Genomic DNA, 18813 nt, shown 5'->3' with positions numbered 1-18813 from the left:
GAACCTGCGACCTCTGGGTTATGAGCCCAGCGAGCTACCGAGCTGCTCCACCCCGCGTCGGTGGCACCAGTCTACGTCAGCCCGGCCGCAGGACCTATTCGCGCTCGTCAGCCGAGTCCCGCCAGCCGCTCCGCCTCGTCCGCGACGGCGTTGTTGTACGCCAGGTCGTCGTTGTAGCTCGCGACCGCCTGCACCCAGATCTCGGGGTCCGCCAGGTCCCCCGAGACGCAGAGGTAGCGCGCGGCGGCGAGCGCGGCGTCGGTGACGTTCTGCGGGTCGGCCACGCCGTCGCCGTCGCCGTCCGCCGCCCAGGTGGCCCACGTCTGCGGGATCATCTGCATCGGCCCGACGGCACGGTCCAGCCGGGTGTCGCCGTCGAGGGCCCCGGCGTCGGTGTCGGCGATCCGGGCGCGCCCCGCGCTGCCGTCGAGCGCGGGCCCCAGCACCGGCGGCACCGCGACACCCCGCGCGTCGAGCGCACTACCTCCCGCGGTGCCGTGGTCCGACTCGGCGAGCCCGATCGCGGCGAGGGTGTTCCACCCGATCCCGCAGCCGGGCTGCTCCTCCCCCAGCGCCAGCGCGGCTCCCGCGTAGGCCCGCAGCGCGACCGGGGGGATCCCCGACCGCTCGGCGGTGCGGGCGAGCCAGTCCGCGTCGACCCGGTCGCCGGTCGACCGGGTCGCGGCGGCCTGCGGCGACGCGCTCGCCGTCGGCCGGGGCGTGGCGGACGGGGGCGTGGCGGACGGGGTGGGCGCCGTCGGGGCGGGTCGGGTCTCGGCCGCGGGACCCGGGTCGTCGCTCGCGGCCACCGCGACGGCGGCGCCCGCCAGCCCGAGGCCGGCCACCACCAGACCCGCGGTGACCGGACCGCGCCAGCGGCCCACGGTGCGTCCTGCGCCGGTCGTCCGGCTGTGCTGCGTGGTCATCGTCCGCTCCTCGTCGGTCCCTGGGCGCGCCACCACCGGCGGCCCGTCACGGCGGCGGCGACGAGCGCCAGCCCGGCCAGCAGCCCGAGCACGAGCACACCGGTCATCCCCCGCTGCGCCACCGGGGGGTCCGCCACGGGTCCGTCGGCACGCACCGCCCCGTCGTCACCGGACCGTCCGGGGTCCGGCTCCGGCACTGCGAGCACCGCGGCGAGCGCGGCGGCCTGGGTCGCGGAGCGGGCGGTCAGCGCCGTGCTGCCGGCGCCGGAGCCACCGACGGCGGCCAGCTGGTCGGGCGACAGCGCGCACTCCGCGCCGGAGGCCGTCCGGCCCACCCACTCGGTGACGGTGGTGGTCGCCGCGGCGGACCGCGGGTCGCCCGACCCGACGAACACGTGCAGCACACCCGTCGCCGAGACCCGCTGCCCGGCGGTGGTCGTCCCGGTCTGCGTGAGGGTGAGGTGGTACGCGCCCGGGCGGGTGAACACCCAGTTGGCGTGCTGGTGGGTGTTCAGCGGCACGGTGGTCGACCGCGGCCCTCCGACGGTGTCGAAGACCCGCTGCCCGGCACCGCCGAGCGTCCCGCCCATGTACACCACGACGTCCCCGGGACCGGACACGGAGGTCAGCGAGAAGGTCACGCCGCCGGTCAGGCCCGACGTCACCGACGGGTGCTGGGTGTTCCAGCCCAGCCAGGGGACGCCGGCGGCCTGCGCCTCCGGGATGGTCCAGATCGTCGACCCCGGGGCCCCGAGGAACCCGTACCCGGCGGGCACCGTGCCCCGCGCCGTGTCGGACACGTGCAGCACCATGCCCGCGGGGTCGCGCCACACGTGGTGGTCGTCCTTGATCCGCGCGACCAGGTCGCCGCCGACCAGCTGCGCGCCGACGTCGAGGTGCCCCGCGGCGACGACCGCCGCGTCCCCGGCGGCGACCTGCCGCTGGACGGGGGTGGGCGTGCAGACCTCGGTCGAGGCGGGCTGGGCCACGGGCGCCGGCGCCGGGCCCGGCGAGGGCACCGGGTCGCGCGGCGGCTCCAGGACGGTGACCCGCACCGGCGCCCAGCCGACCAGCTCGCCGTCCCGGTCCAGCACGGCGAGCCGGTGGTCGCCGACGGTCGTGGCCCCGACCGGGACGCCCCGCACCCACCCGTCGGAGGCGACCCGGGACCAGCCGAGGTCGCGCGGCGTCGAGTACCACCACAGCGACACCCAGCGCCCGGCCTGGCCGGTACCGACGAAGACGTCGACCGTGCCGCCGCCGGTGGTGACGGTCGACCCCGCGGCCCGCACCCCGCCGCGGGCCGCGTCGGTCAGCGCAGCCGCGTCGACGGGGTCGGGCGCGACCCCGGGCCGCACGTCGTCCACGATCTGCTCCGGCGTCCGGCCGCACATCTGCTCCGTCACCCGCTCGGGGTCGACGTCGCCGACGGCGACCAGCAGGGTCGCCGACTCCGCCCGGCGCGCCGCGCCCGTCCCGGTCGAGTACGTGGAGTCGAGGCAGTAGACGCCCTCGGATGTGAAGGCCCACGAGCCGTGCGCGTGCTCGGTGTACGTGAGGGCGTCCGGGCTGCCGGTGTCGCTGAGCAGCAGGCGGAGGTCGCCGAAGCTGCCGGTCTCGAAGAGCGCGAACCGGCCGGGGCCGCGCACGCCGTCCAGCGTCCACGTCACCGGCGTGCCGGAGGGCGCGACGTTCCAGCCGGGCCAGACCAGCGAGAAGTTCTGCGTCTGGGGCAGCACCCACGCCTCGGAGACCCCCGCGCCGAACACCTCCGCCAGCCGGTCGGAGGCCAGGAACGAGCCCGGTGCCGCGTAGAACGCCGCGTCGTCGACCTCGTGGGTGCGCGCGGGCGCGCTGCTGCCGTCGTGGATGTCGACGTGCAGGTCGTCCGCGGTCACGGTGGCGAGCACGTCCATGTGCCCCACGGACAGCACCGACCGGCCGGACAGCGGCAGGTCCGCCCACCCCGCGCCCGGCCCCGGGGTCCCGGGGTCGTCAGGCTCATCCGGGTCGCCCGGATCGACAGGGTCGATCGCGACCGCCGCGGACCGGATGTACGTGGCGCCCGTGTCCAGGGTCAGCGTCGCGTGCACCTGCGCCCCGTCGTCGGCTGCCACGCGGCGCAGCGACCACTGCGGGGTGCGGGTGACCTCGCGGAGCTCGGGCTCGGTCGCGCCGGCCGGCGTGACCCACCACTCGTAGCGGTCGACCACGGTCGCCGGGCTGGCCGCGGCCCGGAACGTCACGACGTCGCCCGCGCCCGGGTCCTGCTCGGCGACCAGGCCCAGCGTGCGCACCGGCGGGTTGCCGTGGTCGTCGACCGCGATCCCCTGGGGCCCGAGCGCCGCGACGACCGCGCCCTGCGCATCCACCAGCTCGACGCGGATCTGGCTGCCCGCGAGCGCGACCTCGGCCACGACGTCCAGCCGCGACCCGGTCGCCCCGTCGACGAGGTGCTCCTCGGCCTGGTCCGCGCGCTGCAGGTACCAGCGGTAGTGCATCCCCTCGGTCAGCGGGACGGTCGAGGTCACCTGGATGCCGAGCGCCTCGCCGGAGTGGTAGTGCCGGGCGATGGGGCCGAAGAACAGCGCCGGGACGGCGCCCGGCTCGGACACGACGAGCTGCTCCGAGGCGTAGCCGACCTGGCGCTCGCGGCGGGTCGGCTCGACCAGGGAGACGCTGAGGGACGCCCGGTCGAGGTCCGTGGTCGCGGGGATCTCCACGACCGGTCCGGTGGCGTCCAGGACCCGGGACTGCCGACCCTGCTGCAGGGTCCACCGGTACTCGTCGAACGGGGCGTCCGCCGGGTCGACCACGGCGGTGGCGCGGATGACGTCGCCCGGGGCGTACACCGCCAGCAGGCCCTCGATGGCCAGGACGGGCGGTGCCTGCGACACCAGCGTGTACAGCGGCGAGGTGCCGAGGACCGTGCCGTCGGCGCCGACGACCCGCACCCCGATGTCCAGCACGCCCCACTCGGGGACGTACAGCGTCTTGGTGTCGGTGCCGGCGGGGTCGCCGAGGTCGCTCGGCTGGTCGGGGTCCGTCCACCGGGGCTGGTGCTGGAACCACTCGTAGCGGGCGCCGTCCGGCAGCGCCGCGCCGACGGCCCGGAGCGTCGTGTACGTCGCGTACGGGTAGCTCGCGGCGACGCCGTCGATCCGCACGTCGATGCCGCTGCCCCGGCTCTCGCCGACGACGACCGGGGCGACCGGCGCGGACTGGGCGAGCACACCGCGGTCCTTCAGCACCTGCACCGCGTACTCGTGGCCGTTGTAGTGGCGGGTGGCGGTGCGGACCAGGCTCGCCCCCGTCTCGAGGCGACCCGCCGCGTCGTCCCAGACCGTCTCCCACCGGTCGCCGCCGACCGGCCGCTCGACCCAGCGGTAGCTCTCGCCCTCGCCCAGCGGGTCGCCGGCGGCGGTGAGGGTGATGGTCGCGCCGTCGTCGTACTGCGGCTGCAGCCCGGCCACGAACAGCTGCGCGGTGTCGCGCGCCGGGGTCACGGTGACCCGCACCCCGGCGGAGGTGCTCGGCGCGAACGCCTCGGTGTCGTCCGGCCAGAGCTCCGCCGTCACCAGGTGCTCGCCGATCGGCAGCGCCGTCGTGACCAGGGTCGCCTCGCCGTCGACCACCGCGGCGCCGCCGACGGAGCCCGACTGGTGCACGAACTCCACCCAGCCCGGCACCTCGGCCGGCGCGACCGTCGAGCTCAGGGTCAGCGGGTCGCCGGCGCGCAGCGAGGTCGCGCTCGCCGTCGGCACCGTCACCGTGGTCGCGACGGCCTGCGCGGGCCCCTCGCCCGCGCCGGGGTCCGGGTCCTCCGGGGGGCCGACCGGGCGGGTGACGACCGCGTCCGTGAGGACCGGGGCGGCGGCCGCCGCAGTGGGCAGGATCAGCAGCGGGATCAGGGATCCGACCACCACCGCCAGCGCGGCGGGCCTGCGTCGGGGACGCGGGGTCATCGAGGTCCTTTCCACGGCGCGCGAGCACGCCTCTCGGGGGGAGCGGTCTCAGCGACCACACAATATGATAGTCGATGTCGTTATCAGTAATGCCCGCGCCGCCCGACACCCCGTGCGGGCCGTGCGGTCCGGTGGTCCACTGCTCGTATGACCACCACCGAGCACGAGACGCACACCGAGCACACCCACGTCCACGCCGCCGACTGCGGCCACGCGGCCGTCGAGCACGAGGGGCACGTCGACTACCTGCACGACGGCCACCTGCACCACGTGCACACGGGCCACGTCGACGAGCACCACGCCGACGTGCACGCCACCGACGGCGCGCACGACCACCAGCACGGGGAGGGCTGCGGCCACGCGACGGTCCCGCACGGCGACCACGTCGACTACGTGCACGGCGAGCACCACCACGCGCTGCACGGGGACCACGTCGACGAGCACTGACCTCGCCCCGCACCCCCGGCGCCCGCTGCCGCCTCAGGGGCGCGGCCGACCCCGCTCGGCACGGGTGCACGCCCCGCAGGTGCCGAACAGCTCCATCGCGTGGGTGACCTCCGAGAACCCCTCGTCACGGGCCACCCGGGCCGCCCACGACTCGATCACCGGCCCCTCGACCTCCACCGCCCGCCCGCACCGGCGGCACACCAGGTGGTGGTGGTGCTCGTGGCGCTCGCACCGCCGGTAGACCGCGGTGTCCCCGCCGCCCGCGCGCAGCACGTCGACCTCACCGCGCTGCTCCATGTCGTGCAGGTTGCGGTAGACCGTGGCGAGCCCGATCTCGTGCCCGCGCTCGCGCAGCACCGCGTGGATCTGCCGGGCGCTGCGGAAGTCGACGACCTCCGTCATCACCGCCGTGATCGCCGTGCGCTGCCGCGTGCTGCGCCGCTCGGACGCCTCCGGCTCCCGCCCGGTCACGCCAGCACCTCCGCGCGCCGGCCCGCCCGGTGCTGCAGCGCCCGCGCCAGACCGTGCCGGGGGGCGAAGAACCAGGCGAGCAGGAACACCGCCGTCGCCACCAGCACGATCGTGCCGCCCGTCGGCAGGTCGAGGCTCCACGACAGGTACACGCCGACCAGCGCCGCCAGCGCCCCGAAGCACGGGGCGAGCGCCATCATCACGCCGAGCCGGTCGGTGAGCATGCGCGCGGTGGCCGCCGGGGTGATCAGCAGCGCCAGCACGAGGATGTTGCCGATGGTCTGCACCGACACCACGATCGCGATGGTCACCATCACGTAGAGCACCAGGTCGAGCACGAAGACCGGCAGGCCGGAGGCGCGCGCCATCTCCCGGTCGAGGCTGACCGTCACGAGCTCCTTGTGCAGCAGCAGCACGCCCGCGACCAGCAGCGCCCCGGCGACGGCGACCGTCACCACGTCCCGGTCGGGGATGCCGGTGATCGAGCCGAACAGGAAGTCCTGCAGCGAGCCCGCGTACCCGGGCGCCCGGCTGATGATCACGATGCCCAGCGCGAACGCGGCGACGAAGAAGATCCCGATGACCGAGTCCTCCTTGAGCCGCCGGTTCTGCGAGAACACCGCGACCAGCACCGCCGTGACGACCCCGGCGACCGCCCCGCCGAGCACCAGGGAGCCCTGGAGCAGGAACGCGACCGCCAGCCCGGGGAACACCGCGTGGGCGACCGCCTCGCCGATGAACGCCATGCCGCGCAGCACGACGTGGGTGCCGATCACCCCGCACACCACGCTGGACATCAGCGCCACCAGCAGCGCCTTGCCCAGGAACGCCAGGTCGGGGTTCAGCAGGTCGGCGACGAAGTCCACCGGGGAGATCACGCGGGCACCTCCAGGCCGATCGCGCGCAGCAGCGGGGAGTCCGGGGAGATCTCGAACGCCCGCGACCACAGGTCGGGGTCGCGTACCTCGTCCGGCGACCCGGTCGCCAGGACGGTGCGGTTCAGCAGGGCGATCCGGCTGCACGAGTACAGCGCGCCGGCCAGGTCGTGCGTGGTCATCACCACGGCGACGCCCTCGGCGGCGAGGCCGGAGAACAGGTCGGTGAGCAGCTCCTGGGTGGGCATGTCGAGGCCCGTGAACGGCTCGTCCAGCAGCAGCACCCGGGGCCGCAGCGCCAGGGCGCGCGCGACCAGCACCCGCTGGCGCTGCCCGCCGGACAGCTGCCCCACCGGACGGCGACGCAGGTCGGTCAGCCGGACCCGGTCGATCGCGTCCCGCACCGCCCGCAGGTCGTCCACCCCGGCCCGCCGCAGCAGGCCGATGCGCCGGGTGCGGCCGCTGAGCACCGCGTCCTCGACGCTGATCGGGAAGTCCCAGGCGAACTCGTGGCGCTGCGGCACGTAGCCGATGCCCGCGCGGGCCGCGCGGCTGCTCCGGCCGCCGACCGCCACGCTGCCGTCGCGCACCGGCACCAGCCCGAGCACCGCGCGCAGCAGCGTCGTCTTGCCGGCGCCGTTCGGCCCGATCAGGCCGAGGAAGTCACCGTCGCGCACCACCAGGTCCGCGTCGCGCAGCACGAGGCGGCCGCCGAGCACGACGCGCACACCCCGCACCTCCAGCGCCGGGGTGCCCAGGTCGGGGGCGGTCACCGACCGTCCTCCCGCGGCTCCGCGTACTCGGCATCCACGAGGGCACGGCGGCGGCGTGCCGCGAGCGCTCCCCCGCCGACCAGCACCACGACCACGGCCACGCCGACACCGGCCAGCGCGCCCACGACACCCGCGGGCACGCCGCCCGTCTGCTCCTCGGGCGCGGCGGCGGCCGGGTCAGCGTCCGCGTCGGGGGCGGCAGTGGTCGCGTCCGGCGTGCTCACGAGCGCCGCGTCCAGCGCGGCCTGCGGGTCGGTCGCGTCGCCGACGGCGAACCGCAGCACCGTGCGGTCGGTCGCCCGGGTGCCGTCGACCAGGTCGGCGTGCACGTCGACGTCGAGCACGTACACCCCCGGCTCGGTGAACACCCAGTTGGCGTGCACGTGGGTGTTCACGTCCATCCAGAGGTCCTGCGGGAACGCCTGCGCGGAGTCCCACAGCACGTTCGGCGCCCCCGCGACCCCCTCCTGCAGGAAGACCACGACGTCCCCCGGCCCCTGCACCCCGTGCAGGCTGAGCGTCGCGCCGCGGTCGATGCGCTCGACCACCTCCGGGTCCTGCGTGTTCCACCCGAGCCACACGACGTCGGACGCCTGGGTCTGCGGGACCACGTGCACGGTGTCCCCCGGCTCGGCACCGAGGAACGCGTAGTCGGCGCTGTCGGGCACGGGGAGCGCCGCGGCGTCGACCACCTGCAGCACCGTCCCGGCCGGGTCCCGCCACACGGCGGGCACGGCGCGGTCGTCCCGGGCCTGGAGCCGCCACCGCCCGTCGACGAAGCGCGGCCCGAGGTCCACGTGGCCGGTGCCGATCGCGGACTGCTCGGTGGCGGTGACCTCGCCGCCGTCGACCTCCTGGTCGAGCGCGGGGTCCTGGTCGCCGGCGGCGGACGCGGTCCCCGGGGCGACCGCCAGCGCGACGAGCGCGGCGACGGCGGTCAGCGCGAGGGGGACGGCACGCGCACGGGATCGGGGGGTCGTCATCGGCACCTCTCGGTCGGTCATCCCAGGCACCGCGCCAGGGAGTCGGCGTCGAACCGCATCAGCTCGACGTAGGAGCCCACGTCCGGCCCGAAGGAGTCGGAGTAGATCGGGCAGACCTGCACGCCGGCGTCCGCGGCGACCTCGGCCAGCACCGAGGACCGTCCGGCCAGCGCGGGTTCGAGGAACACCGCCGGCACCTCGAGGGCGTCGATGGTCTCGGCGAGCTTGCGCCGGTCGGCCAGGCTGGGCTCGACGGCGGGGTTCGGGGTGACGAAGCCCGCGACGGTGAGCCCGTAGGCGCGCCCGAGGTAGGCGAACGCGTCGTGGGTGGTCACCAGGTAGCGGCGGGACTGCGGGATCGAGGCGATCCGCTCGGTGACGTACGCGTCGGTCCGCGCCAGCACGTCCAGGTACGCCTCGGCGTTCGCCCGGTAGTCCGCGGCGCCCGCCGGGTCCGCCGAGACCAGGGTGTCGCGCATGATCTCGACGTACGCGCGCGCGTTGCGGACGTCCAGCCACAGGTGCGGGTCGATCTCGCCGTGCACGTGCTTGCCGAGCACGGCCTGCGGCAGCTGGTAGATCTGCTCGTCGCCGCGCCCGAGGAACCCGAAGCCCTGGCCCGCCGGCACCGGGGCGAGCGCCTTGCCCGGCACCGCGATCACGACCTCGTCCGCGGCGTACGTGCGCTGCCCCGACCCGGGGTCCCCGTCGTGCGCGTGGTCGTGCGCGGCGCCGCCCGGCGCCTCGTCCGCGACCACGACCAGCTCGCCGGAGTCGAGGTCGACGGTCAGGTCGGCGTGGCCCGCGTCGAGCACCGCGGCGCCGGCCTGCCCGGCCACGGCGTGCGGGTCCACCCCCACGACGAAGGTGAAGGTCCCGCTGCCGACGTCCACCGGGTCGGCGTCGTCCGTGACCGCGAGGCGCGCCGCGAGCCCGAGCCGGTAGACGCCCGGCTCGGAGAAGGTCCACGACATGTGCGAGTGGGCCTCGGCGGGGAGCGTGACGCTGTCGGCGCTGGTGCCGACGCCGTCCTGCGAGTCGACGTAGACCCGCGGGGACCCGAACGTCTCGGTGAGGTACGCGGTGAGCTGGCCCGGCCCGTCCACCCGGGTGGCGGTGATCTCCACCTGCGAGGCGCGGGTGGCCCCGTGCTCGGCGCCCGACCCGGCGACCCGCAGGCCGAGCCAGACCGTGTCCAGGTTGACGTTCTCGACCAGCGGGATCACCTCGGCGGCGTACTTCACCGCCGACTCGGCCAGCGAGACGTTGGGCACCCCCGGGCGCAGGTTCGCGTCCAGGGTCCGGATGATCGCGTGCTCCTCCAGCAGCATGTAGTTGCTGAACGCGACGTCGGCGTAGACGACGTCCCGGACGTCGCGGAGCGAGGGCTCGTAGGAGTGCGGGTCGCCGCGGTCCGGGACGATCGAGGTCACCCGGGCCCGGTCGCCGGCGACCTGGCGGGCGAGGTCGGCGAGCACCGGCGTGGTGGTCACCACCTGCAGCCGGTCGTCCGGCGTCCCGGCGGTGCCGGCGCACCCGGCGAGGGCGAGCCCGAGGGTCGCGAGGACCACCGGCCCGAGCGCCGCCGTCCGTCGGCGCGCACGCCTGCTCACGATCCTCACGTCGCTAACGATACCGGTTATCAGTCGCCTCTGAGGACGGCCAATGGCGTCGCGGTGACCCGACTGTGCGATGTCGATACTCATTATCATGTATACCTAGGGGTGCTCACCCTCCCGCGCGCGTCACCGACGCCTGCCGTAGCGAGGTGGGCGAGGCCCCACCAGAGCAGCAGGAGAGGACGAGGGATGCGCAACGAACCACCGGTCGGACGGCGTCGCAGGACGGGGGTGCTGACGGCGCTCGCCACCGGGGCCAGCCTCGTGGCCCTGCCCGTCGCACCCGCGGCAGCAGCGGAGGGCTCCGCGCCCGCCCCCGTCGAGAAGACCGTGATCGGCGCGGTGCACAGCGACGCCGTCTCCACGTTCTTCGAGGACGGCGCGCTGGTCCTGGGCGCGAAGGCCGACGTGCCCGAGCGCGGCACGCGCTACGACGAGGACGACCTGTGGTTCCACCTCGCCGAGCAGGCGCGGACGACCCTGCCGACCACGACGGACGCCTTCGACTTCATCGCGCCGGGCGGCAGCGACGTCTGGCTCGCCCCGATCACGCAGGACCCGGCCCTGATCTGGCCCGGGTTCTCGACCGAGTCGGTGCCGGCAGGCACCTTCGACGGCGACACCACGTTCCGCCTCGTCGACGTCGAGGGCCCGGGTGACGTCGAGCTCTACCTGAACGGCACGACGGCCCCGGTCGGCGAGCGCCTGTGGTCGAGCGACGAGGACACCTCCGCGTCGGACCCCGACCTGAAGTCGTTCTCCCGGCCGAGCAGCGGCGTGCACCTGCACGCCAATTGGGCGTTCACCGCACCGGGGACGTACGCCCTCACCGTCGAGGCCTCGGCCCAGCGCGGCGGGCAGACGCTGTCCGACACCGGGGTGTGGACGTTCGTGGTCGGCGACCTCCCCGAGGACGTCGCCACGCAGACGACGCTCGCCGCGTCGACCGCGCAGATCGCCCCGGGCGACGCCGTCACGCTGACCGCGACCGTCACCCCGGCGGTCGACGGGTACGTCGAGTTCCTCGACGGCAGCACCGTCCTCGGGCACGAGCCGGTCGTGGCCGGCACCGCGTCGTTCGTGACGTCGTCGCTGGGGCTCGGCGCCCGGTCGCTGACCGCGCGGTACGTGCCCGCCGTCGAGAACCTGTCCGACATCTCCACCTCGGCGGCGACGACCGTCACGGTCGCCGAGGACGGGCAGGACGAGGTCCTCGGCATCTACGGGGACCTGGCCTACGCGACCGGCGAGACCATCGACCTGCGCATCGGCGGCTACGACCTCGCCGACGGCGAGCGGTTCCGCTGGATCCTCGACCTCGGCGAGCTCGGCTCGTCCTACGTCCGGGACGCCGACATCGCCGCGAACGGCCACTTCGTGCGCGACGCGACCGAGGCCCTGGCGGGCGCCCGGCTCCGGGCCGTCGTCACCCCGGCCGACGCGTACACGAAGCTCCACGAGACCCCGGCCGTCACGCTGGAGGTCACCGGTGAGAACGTCGGCTTCGGCGAGGCGCTGCGCATCACCGGCATCCAGGACCAGTACTTCCGCGGCGACCAGGTCGTCGCGGGACTGGAGGGCCGCGCCCCGGCCGCGGGCGAGTCCGTGCGCTGGTGGACGCGGACGTTCGCGTACACCACCACCTACGGTGCCCCGTCGGAGTCCGAGGGCTTCCAGCCGACGGCCGACGGCCTGACCGTCCCCGCCAGCTCGCTGTACCTCGACGAGCTGGTCGCCCAGCTCGTCGACGACACCACCGGTGAGGTGCTCGGCCAGTCGCCGGCGGTGACGACCGAGGTCCTGAACCGGCACGTCGGCATCACGGGCAACGGCGCCGCCTACCGCCTCGGGGACGTCGCCGACGTCGCGGCGGTGGTCGACCCCACCACGGACGACCTGCGGTACACGTGGTACTACGTCGACGTCGACCCGACCAGCCACCAGTACACGCAGACGACGCTCCTCGAGACCGCGGACGCCTCCGCGCAGATCGAGATCACGCAGGGGCTCGGCGACAACGGCCTCCTCCGCCTGGACGTGGACCGAGGCTCGACCGGCGACTTCGTGGGCGGCGCCTCCGTGCCGATCCGCCTCACCGACGCGCAGCCCGGGGAGTACGACCTCTTCGTCGGCGGGCTCTCCGACCACTACCACCAGGGCTGGGACATCGAACTGACCGCGTCCGCGTTCCCGGAGGCGTCGGCCACCGACACCTACCAGTGGTCGTGGCAGCTCCCCCGCTCGGACGAGTTCGTCGACATCGAGGGCGCGACCTCCGCCACGCTCGACCTCGTCGCCGAGCAGGCGCTGGCCGGCACGCGCGTCCGCGTCGAGATGTTCGACGCCGCCGGTGAGCCGCTCGCCACCAGCGAGCCGGGCACGATCCAGCACGACGACCACGGCGCCGCCGCACGCCAGGTCACGACCGTGGCGGCTCCCGCCGACCACTACCACTCGGGCGACACGGTCGAGCTGACGGCCTCGGTCGAGCCCGGCACCGTGTTCGACCTCGGCTGGTGGGTCCAGAAGGACGGCGAGCCCGCCCCGTCCGTGGTCGTCGACGGGACCGGCACGCCGGTCACGGGCGACACCCTGTCGTTCACGGCCACCGCCGACCTCGACGGGGCCGCGTTCGTCGCCCAGCCGGTCTACCCCGACGGCACGCCGATCGCGGCCTACCGGGAGTCGCAGCCGGTGACGCTCGTGGTGGACGACCACGGCACGGAGCCCACCCCGGAGCCGACCGACCCGGGCACCTCGCCGGAGCCGACGCCCGAGCCGACCGACCCCGGCACCTCGCCGGAGCCGACCCCGGACCCGACCGACCCGGGCACCACGCCCGAGCCGGCCCCGGAGCCCACCGACCCGGGCACGCTGCCCGGCACGGGCGAGGACCGTCCCGCCACCGCGCCGACCCCGCGCACCGCGGCCGACCTCGGCACGACGGCACCCGGTGGCGTGACGGTCTCGGACGACTCCCCCGCGGCCGGCCAGGTCGTGCGCGTCGCACTCGGCGCGGAGCACGCGGGCGAGTGGGTGGCGGCGTGGATGTTCTCCACCCCCGTCCTGCTCGGGGGCGGCTGGACCCAGGCCGACGCGACGGGTGCGATCACCGTCCGCATCCCGGCGGACGCCCCGGCGGGTGACCACCGGCTCGCGGTGTTCGCCGCGGACGGCACCCTGCTCGGGTGGTCGGCGCTCAGCGTCTCGGCCGCGCCGACGGCCGTCGGGACGACCGAGCTCGCGGTGACCGGCTCCGACGCGCTGCCGGTGCTGTGGCTGTGGGCCTCGGCGCTCCTGGTCGTGGGCGCCGTGGGCGTCCTCGTCGCACGGCAGCGCCGCAGGCCGGTCGCCGGCTGAGGGAACCCCGGGGGCCGGCGCACCGCCGGGCCCCGGGGCCTCGCCACCAGCCGCCGCGGGACCGCGCCCGCAGGAACGACGAAGGCCCCCAGGGAATCCCTGGGGGCCTTCGTCTCCGACTCTCGTCAGGCTGTGTAGCGGGGGGATCCTCCTGCTGTGTGAGCACTGTGGTCGTCCACGCGCGTCTGTGCTGGCCAGAGGATCGTGCTCCGGCATCTGCACACTTCAGAGTCACGAGTAGGTCGAAGCAGCAGCGAGGACGCGATCACGCACGAGTCCGCAGGCCTCGGTCCGACCTCCCGCGCAGGGGGAGCCGCGAACGTCGAGCAATCTCGTCGGCCGACCAGGCCTACAGCCCGGTGTCGAGCTGAGCGTCGACTTCCAGCGCATCCAGCCAATAGCTCGTACGAACCGTCGCCGAGTCGCCGGCGGGATGGACCCGAACGCCAGACAGCCGGACGTGCACGCGTTCTCTTCCCGCGTTGGCCCTTGCAGCAAGGTCCTCCAACTCTGGAGGGACAGCGACGTCGAACGCCCGTCCGCTGTCCGGGAGGAACCGCATCGACGAGGTGGACCACGTCCAGCCATCGACCTGCCCCGCCAGATCCGCACGCACGGGCTCGTCCTCAGTCTCCTTACTCGCCCGAGCCAGACGACTGACACCCTCCGTCGTGATCGCGAAACGAACCGGATCACGATGAAGCAGGCGCAGCTCGCCTTCGACAGTCCACGACGCATCGACGACGGTCTCGCTCATGAGGCGCACTGCGCGTCGAGCCGGCCCGCGTAGGCGATACACAGTGGCGTCCAGCGCTTCGTCATCGGCTTCCGCGAGGATGAGAAGTGCGGTGAGCTGGCGCATCGCCTCTGCCTCAGGAGCTGGGACGTGTCCGACGCCCAGCTGCCCACCGGTCGAGTCCCTGGGGGGTGGCTCCACGAAGGTGATCTGCACCGAGCCCAGCGCAGGCGCCAGGACCCGGAGACCCTGACGCCAACGGTCCCGGCCCAGCTGCGCCTTGGTCAGCTCGTTCACCGCACGGGTCGCGCGAGACATGAATGCGCCAAGCACACCTGCTCGAACTTCATGGTCCGCGGACGAGGGCTCGTCGATGTGTAGCTCGAGCTGGGCCCGCCCGCCCGCCGACAGCCGATCTGCCACGTCAGCGAGCTCGGGATCATCGCTCGCTATCGCCATGAAGCCCTGGCGCCGGTAGCGGTCCATCTTCGCGCTGCCGGAGGATGCCTTCCAGGCTCGCTCGAACGCCTCGCGTCGGTCGGTGGAGCTCATGGCGCCAGCACCTCCACGTACCCCTTCTCCGTACCCGGCACCTCGCTCTGGTCCGGGCCCTTCACCCGAGACCACTGGTTGCGGAAGTACTGCTGGTCCTCTGCGCTGCCTCGCATCGCGACGAACGCATCGACGGCACCCGCCATGGGCTGGATTCGTCCTCCTGATGACGAGAACTTCGTCAGCATGCCATCGAGCACCGCATCCGGCACCGCGTCGAGCTCGCGGCTACGCACCACGAGGCACACATCGACGTCGTGGGGCGCGGCCCAGGCCTTGTGGGTAACGAAGCCGCCGTCGATCCAGAGCCGAGCGGACGGCAGGTGCACCCAGACCCCGTCCAGATAGGTGAGGAAAGTCGACCACAGCTTGTCGCGCGCTCCTGCGAAAGGTGCTCGCTTGACGAACACATCCGCGATCTCGTCCAGCGTCGCTCGGTGGCACCCTGCGGGCAGAAGCCCGTACGGACCGGTCGGCTCCGGGATCATCGCGCGCCCCCAACGTCTGAATGCACCTACACGCACCGTATCGACAGGTCAGCGCTACGACAGCAGCTTTCGGCACCCGAGCATCCTCGAACGGCATTGGGGACAGACGTCCCGCCGCGCCTGCGGCGATGACCACGCCATTGCGCTGGTAAGGCGCTGGCAGGACGAAGCTCCGGGCTAAGCGTGCTCGACCGGCGCCGGAGCTGCGCCCGCGGGAACAAGGACCCACCACCGGCCGTCCCCGTAGCCTGTCGACGCGTGGTGGGGTTGCGCGGCGATGAGCGTGGAACGCCCGTCGGATGCGGCGACCGACACCGTGAGGCGCTCAGCGTTCGTGATCGCTGCTCGCAGCGTCGAGAGGCTGATTGGTTCAGACGAGAACTGCGGCGCGCCCACCGCGCCCTGGAGCGTGGTCATCTCGCCGGCGTGCAGATGGACTGAACGGCCTTCATCGGACTGCTCGAGGTGCACGATGGGCGCGCTCCTCCCCTGCCGCGCGAGATCTCCCCAACTGACGAGAAGCAGACTCGCGTCGTCGTCGCTCGTGGCTCGAAGCTCGGCGACCAACAACCGAGCGGCGTCCGCCAGCAGCTCCGCAGCGTACGACGCCACGGGATCGACCGCAGACACCGCATGCACATCGACGTTCGCAGGAGCCAGGTCCCGCACACGCTCGACCACCGCCTCCGGACAGATGTCGACGATCCGGACCTCGCGCACAACTCCGCCGTGCAGCGCTTCGCCCAGCATGCCTGCGGTCGTGAGGTCCGTCGCCGGAAGCGAGTACCCGATCAAGGTGACGATGTCTGCAGAGCGCAGTGCACGGAACCCGCTCGACCACGTCTCGCGTGTCACAGGGTTCGCGTAGTACGGCGACTTCAGCGCCGAGGGCGGCACCAGAAGCCGCTCACGGCCCGGTGCCATCCAGTGGTACTCCTCGGCATCGACCGGTCGAGGAGATCTGAAGGCTCCCGGCAGCATCACCCGACGAGCACTCGCGCCCGAAGTGTCGCCAGGTACCCAGAACCAGTTCGTCGAACCGTGCAGCTTCCAGAGCCGAAAGGTGTCGACCGGCGCGGCGCTGCCCTGAACCTCGTTGTAAGAGCTTCCGGCCGGTCCACCGGGGTTGAATGCGAGCAGCGAGCCCCACGCGAACTGGCTGCCCGTGCGCCAGTCGCAGAACTCCATCGTCGGGAGCACACACTCCACGAGGGTGTCGTAGTTGAAAGTCACCACGTGGGAACGCCGCAAGTGCCACACGCTCACCAACTCGCCGAGCCACGTCGGCATCGGCTCCGCGAGGGCGCGCGCAATGCTCTCGTCGAGCTCACCCGCGATCAATGACGTGGCACGGCTGAACACGGCCTGCCGCCCGAGGTTCTCGGTTGCGGTCAGGTACGGCTGGGGCTCTGCGCGGTGAGACAGCCACGTCTCGAACGAACTCCCCCGCACGGAGCCGAACGTCTGCTCGTCGAGATGAACGAGGCGCGCCCCCAGCTCATCGGTGAGCGGCATGTGCCCCGACACGGCGCGGGAGAACCCCGCTCCCAGAACGAAGACCTCTCCTCGACCCATCGCACTCGCCCCATTCTTTCGTCGTGCGCGCTCAAGACTGGCATCATCACGACGAACGTCGAGGTCAAGGCGATCAGTCCGCCATCGACGAGGCCGTCGTGGTCCGGAATTGGGTCAGGACCACGGGCAAGGTCACTACGCCTGGTGCTCGTCCCGGCGCGAGCAATTGATGGAACTACCTGTCGCCGTCACCACCCCCCGGAGCCGAGCGGGTCCGCGGCTTGCGCCGCTTCGCCTTCGTCGTCACTTCAACCTCGTCACCCGCGAGCATGGCCCGCACCGGAACCCGCATGTTCGTCAAGGTCCGGTGCGCCCGCCGCAGGCTGATGCGGGAGAAGAGCGGGAGCGCCGCCGGCCCCAACCCAGCATCCTTCTTGGTGACGATCACGTACTCGACGCGGAAGCTGAGCTCGTCGATCGGGGTGACGTCGAACTCCGCATCCCGCTGACGGACGAGCTTCTTGAGCCGTTCACGCGCGGCGCCGTCTCCGGAGAGGAGCTCGATGGAGGTCACACCCTGATTGAAGAGGTGGCTCAGGTCCGAGGCCTTCACACCGAGCTTGACGTGGGTGAGCACAAGGTCATTTCCCTCGACCCGGGCCACGTCGCACGGCTCGACCGCGGTCTGGCCCTCGGGGCTGGTGTTCGAGGTATCGAGCAGCACCGACCCCGGCCAGTGAGGCACGAGCTGCCCGTCGTTGTACGCATACTCCGAAGCCGCCGTCCGGGCCGGGAGCTGCACTGCCGCGAACACGGGCTCCAGGTACTCGGTCAACGTGGCGAGGTAGTCGTCCGCGACGCGGTACCAGGTGCCCTCGCTGAGGTGGAACGTCCCGTCAAGGTCTTCCAGCGTCGTCTCGAAGACCAGGCTGCGATAGATCGAGTAGGTCGCGCGCGTCACCTGATTCGCGTCCACGACGTTCAACTTGTGCCGCCTCAGGTCATCTAGTGACAGCTCCGCGACGACAGCACCGCCGGCGGTGACGTATCCGAAGTACCCGTCGAGGGAAACGTCCGAGTACAGCTCGCTACGACCCACGCCCGCAAAGCTCACTTCGAAGTCGTCCTGGAAACTGACCAACTCGGGGATAGTCAGCACCAGCGCTTCGTCGCGTGTGGCCACAGACTCAAGAAGCTGGTCATTGAGCTTGTCGAGGACTGACGGATCGCGTACCGGCTGGATGTTGTTGGCATCCGGGAACGCCGTCGTGTAGGTGGTCTTGCGGTACACCTCGTAGATGCTCCCCAGCAGCGCCGGCAGCTCCGCGCGAGGCTGCTTCGCGCTCACACGCAGGTTGCTCGCACCAGTGGCATGCGAGAAAAGCGCCCGGTACTCGGGCCGGATCGCTCCCGTCAACGACCGAAGGACAGAGCTGTCGCCGTCGAAGTCGAAGTACGTGAGGTCCGCGTGCTCGGGCAGCTGCGTACGCCGACGCCGCGAGGTCGACGGGTCAAGTTCGTCGGTGTTGCGGATCTCGCCGGGCTCGACCGCGTTGAGCGTCGTTCGGAGCCCAAAGTCGTACTCATAGGCCTCGTCGCGCAGGTTGTGCGCGGTGTGCCCGAACGTCAGCGCGAAGGTTCGACCGCTTGCTTCGACGAACACGATCGCGCCCGCGAATCCCTGACGGACCGCATCGGTGATACCGAAGTAATACTGCCACCATGGCGCGTTGAGGTCGCGTGACGCCAGGAAGGTGGGCCAGCCGTCGGCGGCCGTTACCTCTTTCAGGACATGATCGGACTTCAGCGCGCGATCAGGCGACGCGAAGTCGGACTTGAGAAGATAGATCGAGAACGAGCGCGCCTTGGCCATGAGTCCCCCCTGTCGGCTGCGATTGTTGCACGAGCCCGGGCTGCGTCACCGGCCTTTCGTCCCACCGGAGGATCGTCAACACGGCGAGCCAGCTGCAGGTTGTTCTCGCGCTGCACCCGCCGCACGGTGTCGATGATGCGCCCCATCAGTTGGGCGAGGTCGTCGCGGGACAACCACTCGTCGCGGTCGAGCCCTCGGACAGCGTTCGACATCGTGCCGTTCCTTCGCGC

13 protein-coding genes are annotated in these 18813 nt (G+C 72.9%); 2 read left to right on the top strand and 11 right to left on the bottom strand.

The window, feature by feature from the left end; all coding sequences use genetic code 11:
• Nucleotides 1-107: 107 nt before the first annotated feature.
• Entirely contained in the window at nt 108-926 is an 819-nt protein-coding gene (locus EBM89_RS21790; RefSeq protein WP_199731999.1) for a lytic murein transglycosylase, read from the bottom strand.
• Complete coding sequence (locus tag EBM89_RS06295) at nt 923-4891, bottom strand: TIGR03773 family transporter-associated surface protein (RefSeq protein ID WP_122148601.1); 3969 nt, start codon at nt 4889-4891, stop codon at nt 923-925. The genes EBM89_RS21790 and EBM89_RS06295 overlap by 4 nt, the downstream gene beginning before the upstream one ends.
• 147 nt (nt 4892-5038) lie before the next feature.
• On the opposite strand from EBM89_RS06295, the gene EBM89_RS06290 reads away from it, so the two are divergent.
• Entirely contained in the window at nt 5039-5338 is a 300-nt protein-coding gene (locus tag EBM89_RS06290) for a hypothetical protein (RefSeq protein WP_122148600.1), read from the top strand.
• Between the two features lie 33 nt (nt 5339-5371).
• On the opposite strand, the gene EBM89_RS06285 is transcribed toward EBM89_RS06290, so the two are convergent.
• The 5 genes from EBM89_RS06285 to EBM89_RS06265 are packed head-to-tail and all read right to left on the bottom strand — an operon-like array spanning nt 5372 to nt 10062.
• Nucleotides 5372-5809, bottom strand: coding sequence for a Fur family transcriptional regulator (locus tag EBM89_RS06285; RefSeq protein WP_255414334.1), 438 nt, complete (start codon nt 5807-5809; stop codon nt 5372-5374).
• The gene (locus tag EBM89_RS06280; protein WP_199731998.1) at nt 5806-6687 is read right to left on the bottom strand and encodes an anchored repeat-type ABC transporter permease subunit; all 882 of its coding nucleotides are present in this window, start codon (nt 6685-6687) and stop codon (nt 5806-5808) included. Before EBM89_RS06280 ends, EBM89_RS06285 begins: the two co-directional genes overlap by 4 nt.
• Entirely contained in the window at nt 6684-7457 is a 774-nt protein-coding gene (locus tag EBM89_RS06275) for an anchored repeat-type ABC transporter ATP-binding subunit (protein ID WP_199731997.1), read from the bottom strand. The genes EBM89_RS06280 and EBM89_RS06275 overlap by 4 nt, the downstream gene beginning before the upstream one ends.
• Entirely contained in the window at nt 7454-8440 is a 987-nt protein-coding gene (locus tag EBM89_RS06270) for a TIGR03773 family transporter-associated surface protein (RefSeq protein ID WP_199731996.1), read from the bottom strand. Before EBM89_RS06270 ends, EBM89_RS06275 begins: the two co-directional genes overlap by 4 nt.
• A 17-nt stretch (nt 8441-8457) precedes the next feature.
• The gene (locus tag EBM89_RS06265) at nt 8458-10062 is read right to left on the bottom strand and encodes an anchored repeat ABC transporter, substrate-binding protein (protein ID WP_233571583.1); all 1605 of its coding nucleotides are present in this window, start codon (nt 10060-10062) and stop codon (nt 8458-8460) included.
• Between the two features lie 186 nt (nt 10063-10248).
• On the opposite strand from EBM89_RS06265, the gene EBM89_RS06260 reads away from it, so the two are divergent.
• Nucleotides 10249-13419 carry a choice-of-anchor M domain-containing protein gene (locus EBM89_RS06260; RefSeq protein ID WP_147463469.1) on the top strand — a complete coding sequence of 1057 codons (3171 nt, stop codon included), beginning with the start codon at nt 10249-10251 and terminating at the stop codon, nt 13417-13419.
• 349 nt (nt 13420-13768) lie between these two features.
• Here EBM89_RS06260 and EBM89_RS06255 read toward each other — a convergent pair whose 3' ends face one another.
• From EBM89_RS06255 to EBM89_RS06240, 4 genes are all read right to left on the bottom strand, one after another.
• The gene (locus tag EBM89_RS06255) at nt 13769-14707 is read right to left on the bottom strand and encodes a hypothetical protein (RefSeq protein WP_122148596.1); all 939 of its coding nucleotides are present in this window, start codon (nt 14705-14707) and stop codon (nt 13769-13771) included.
• Nucleotides 14704-15195, bottom strand: a complete 492-nt coding sequence (locus tag EBM89_RS06250; RefSeq protein WP_122148595.1) for a DUF6932 family protein — start codon at nt 15193-15195, stop codon at nt 14704-14706. Before EBM89_RS06250 ends, EBM89_RS06255 begins: the two co-directional genes overlap by 4 nt.
• Nucleotides 15196-15372: 177 nt before the next feature.
• Complete coding sequence (locus EBM89_RS06245) at nt 15373-16710, bottom strand: hypothetical protein (protein WP_147463468.1); 1338 nt, start codon at nt 16708-16710, stop codon at nt 15373-15375.
• Between the two features lie 235 nt (nt 16711-16945).
• Entirely contained in the window at nt 16946-18583 is a 1638-nt protein-coding gene (locus EBM89_RS06240) for a DUF6119 family protein (protein WP_122148593.1), read from the bottom strand.
• Nucleotides 18584-18813 lie beyond the last annotated feature (230 nt).

Origin of the sequence: Cellulomonas triticagri, assembly GCF_003696205.1 — a bacterium.
GTDB classification, from domain to species: domain Bacteria; phylum Actinomycetota; class Actinomycetes; order Actinomycetales; family Cellulomonadaceae; genus Cellulomonas; species Cellulomonas triticagri.
This window is presented reverse-complemented; position numbering and strand designations above follow the sequence as displayed.

Bases quoted from the DNA above. Each gene is read 5' to 3' on its own strand.
- EBM89_RS21790 (WP_199731999.1), bottom strand. From the start codon at position 926: ATGACCACGCAGCACAGCCGGACGACCGGCGCAGGACGCACCGTGGGC.
- EBM89_RS06295 (WP_122148601.1), bottom strand. From the start codon at position 4,891: ATGACCCCGCGTCCCCGACGCAGGCCCGCCGCGCTGGCGGTGGTGGTC.
- EBM89_RS06290 (WP_122148600.1), top strand. From the start codon at position 5,039: ATGACCACCACCGAGCACGAGACGCACACCGAGCACACCCACGTCCAC.
- EBM89_RS06270 (WP_199731996.1), bottom strand. From the start codon at position 8,440: ATGACGACCCCCCGATCCCGTGCGCGTGCCGTCCCCCTCGCGCTGACC.
- EBM89_RS06260 (WP_147463469.1), top strand. From the start codon at position 10,249: ATGCGCAACGAACCACCGGTCGGACGGCGTCGCAGGACGGGGGTGCTG.
- EBM89_RS06255 (WP_122148596.1), bottom strand. From the start codon at position 14,707: ATGAGCTCCACCGACCGACGCGAGGCGTTCGAGCGAGCCTGGAAGGCA.
- EBM89_RS06250 (WP_122148595.1), bottom strand. From the start codon at position 15,195: ATGATCCCGGAGCCGACCGGTCCGTACGGGCTTCTGCCCGCAGGGTGC.
- EBM89_RS06245 (WP_147463468.1), bottom strand. From the start codon at position 16,710: ATGCCGCTCACCGATGAGCTGGGGGCGCGCCTCGTTCATCTCGACGAG.
- EBM89_RS06240 (WP_122148593.1), bottom strand. From the start codon at position 18,583: ATGGCCAAGGCGCGCTCGTTCTCGATCTATCTTCTCAAGTCCGACTTC.